The 3,432-nt window shown below is 40.2% G+C and carries 2 protein-coding genes; both read left to right on the top strand.

The features are described from left to right. A partial coding sequence (locus ACFIM1_RS09025; RefSeq protein WP_375614236.1) for an autotransporter outer membrane beta-barrel domain-containing protein occupies positions 1–154 on the top strand: 154 nt, incomplete at its 5' end. A 169-nt stretch (positions 155–323) separates the two neighbouring features. Next, on the top strand, positions 324–3,432 hold a 3,109-nt coding region (locus tag ACFIM1_RS09030), incomplete at its 3' end, for an autotransporter outer membrane beta-barrel domain-containing protein (RefSeq protein WP_375694659.1).

The following is a 3,432-nucleotide window of genomic DNA, read 5'->3' on the forward strand; positions in this document are numbered from 1 at the left end:
TTCCTTTGGTTCTTCTTTGGAAGCAGGGGTTGGGTTTAATGCCCGTCTCTCAACAAAACTTTCTCTTCGTGGAGATGCCACTTATCAGCATAGATTTAAGAAAATTGGTTTTTCTGGAACGAGTTTCTCTGCTGGATTGCATTATTATTTTTAGCTATACATAAACTATATAGTAACTTATATATAAGTATATATAGTGTTATATTAAGTATTAAAGTAGCTCTTTAGTTTTATATTTATTGTATTTTGAGAAATTTATTAGCTTAAATATAGACATTATTCTTCAATAAATAGAAGTAGGGGAATAGGAGGCGGCAAGAGTTATGATTTATGTATTTCATAAATATGTATTTTTATGCAACGTTACAACAGCTATTCTTTATTTTTTGCAGGTTACGTATGTTAGTGCTGCTGGATCTTCAAGTGATCCAAGAGGGGTGTTTTATAAATGCGATGATAGAAAAACACACTTTCTCGCAGATAAAGTTTATTACTTAAAAAATTCTCAGGAGGCTGCACCTATTGCAGCTATATATGTAGAAAAAGCAGGCACTGTTGTTAATGCCTCTCAGATAGCAGTTTATGGCGATGATCCAGATAAAATATCTGCCTATGGGGCGTATGTAAGAAATGGTGGAAAAATTAATCTAATAGCTTCAGATTTTAAGAATATACCTGCTCTTCGTGCTCAAAATGCCGTTATTAGCATGACAGTAGGGGAAATTAAGGGGACTTCACATGCTATTTATGCATGGGGGAGAGGAACGGATATTGCTTTAGTGAGTGTGAATATCAATATTGAGCCAGATAATTTGAATGTAAAAGGGATCGGTATTATAAGTGGTTTTGATGCAATGGTTAAAATGACAGACGGTACCGTTAATTTTAACCAGATTGGCTCATTTTCAACCCGATTTGGGGGGCGCTATATTCTTGATACTATGGGGATTACGGGGCATGGAAGGAGGGAGGAAACTTTAACAGATAGTGATGGAGCTATGGGGGTATTGCCAGAAGCTTTTGAGGTTTTTCAAGGTGGTGACGTTCATTTGAAAAACAATTTTATCCAGCTAAACCATATGCATGCATTTTTGATGAAAAACTTTTCAGGTTATGTAAGTGATAATGGTAAGTTAATTCAAAAATATATTTCACCAGATGGCTTTAAAAATACAAGTATTAAGATAGAAAAAAACAATATTTCTGTTCAGGGTGAGGGAGTATATGGACTGTATTTTAATGTTTTAGCTCCAGAAGAGATTGCTAAAATGTTGAGGCAACGAGATGATGAAAAAAATTTAGAAACCAAAAAAGTTATTACGGGGAGGGCTTTTGTTTATTTATCAGAGACAAATATGACAGTTCCAGATGGGATTGCAATTTATGCGAAGGGGAATAAAGACTATGAAGTAAAAGGCACTCTTGAATTATCGCATGAAACAAAAATCTCTGGTGATGTGTTGCTAAAAGCTGAAAATAATGCTTCTCTATTGGTGAAAGCAAACGCTTCCTCTCTTACAGGAGGTACGCGTGTTGAAGATAGATCGGTTATTGATTTAGAGTTAATTCGTTATTCAAAATGGTATCTTACTAAAAGTAAATACAATGGTTTACAGGAATCTGTTTCATCGCTTTCTTCTCTAAGTCTTTCCAATAGCACATTGATCTTTGATGAAGATAGTGGTTATCAAACGCTACGCATTGGAAAAAAAGCAGATATAGATGCAGGAGATAAAATTCTCGCATCAAAAGATAAAAAAGTCTATAGTGCTGAGGGAAACGCTCAGATTAGGTTGAATACATTTTTGAATGATGAGGGTTTGTTTGATCCCCAAAAGACGGATCGCATATTGATCTATGGGGATGTTTCTGGAACGACATTCATTCATATGCAAAATTTTCCAAAATATTCAAGTAAAGAAGTCTATGAGGGAAGAGATCAAAGCATTTCAATCGTTCAAGTTGCAGGAACAGCGCGGGCAGGTTCTTTTCGACTCGCCAATGGTTATAATGGTTATACTACGGTGAAAGGTTTTCCTTATCAATATCGTATTCGTGGTTATGGTCCGGGCTCGCCTTTTGGAGAAGCGAATGCTAAGCAAAGATTAGTGGAAGGTGAGGGGGATTTTTGGGATTTCCGACTCGAAGGGGTTTATATTTCTTCTAGAATAGGTTCTTATAATGGTCCATTTGGTAAACCTTCTTCGTTTTCATTATCTCATCCTGTTAATCCTCCATCTTCTCCTCCCAATTCACTTTCTACGTCGTTGATATCTGATGCTCCTTCTTCTACGTCCTCTGGTCCTGTTGATCCTCCGCCTCCCAATTCACTTCCTACGTCGTTGATATCTGACTCTCCTTCTTCTACATCCCCTGATCCTGTTGATCCTTCATCTTCTCCCCCCGATCCACTTTCTACGTCGGTGACATCTGACTCTCCTTCTTCTACATCCCCTGATCCTGTTGAACCTCCGCCCCCCAATCCATTTTCTACGTCGTTGATATCTGACTCTCCTTCTTCTACGTTCTCTGCTCTTGTTGATCCTCCACCTTCTCCCCCCGATCCACTTTCTACGTCGTTGACATCTGACTCTCCTTCTTCTACATTCCCTGATCCTGTTGAACCTCCGCCCCCCAATCCATTTTCTACGTCGTTGATATCTGACTCTCCTTCTTCTACGTCCTCTGCTCTTGTTGATCCTCCATCTTCTCCCCCCGATCCACTTTCTACGTCGTTGACATCTGACGCTCCTTCTTCTACATCCCCTGATCCTGTTGATCCTTCATCTTCTCCCCCTGATTCACTTTCTACGTCGTTGATATCTGATGCTCCTTCTTCTACGTCCTCTGGTCCTGTGGATCCTCCACCTTCTCCCCCCGATCCACTTTCTACGTCGTTTATGTCTGATGCTCCTTCTTCTACATCCCCTGATCCTGTTGATCCTCCATTTTCTCCCCTCGATCCACTTTCTACGTCGTTTATGTCTGATGCTCCTTCTTCTACATCCCCTGATCCTGTTGATCCTCCATCTTCTCCTCCCGATCCACTTTCTACGTCGTTTATGTCTGACTCTCCTTCTTCTACATCCCCTGATCCTGTTGATCCTTCATCTTCTCCCCCCGATCCACTTTCTACGTCGTTTATGTCTGACTCTCCTTCTTCTACATCCTCTGATCCTGTTGATCCTCCATCTTCTCCTCCCGATCCACTTTCTACGTCGTTTATGTCTGACTCTCCTTCTTCTACATCCCCTGATCCTGTTGATCCTTCATCTTCTCCCCCCGATCCACTTTCTACGTCGTTGACATCTGACGCTCCTTCTTCTACAGATTCTGTTGTTCTTCCTTCTGCGTTTGTTGAACCAAAGCCTTCTGAGTCCTCTGATGCTTTGGAACCTTCGTCTAATCTCTCTATACCGCTTGATGTTCCGC

The organism is Bartonella sp. AC158YNML (assembly GCF_042196725.1).
In the GTDB taxonomy this organism is placed as follows: domain Bacteria; phylum Pseudomonadota; class Alphaproteobacteria; order Rhizobiales; family Rhizobiaceae; genus Bartonella.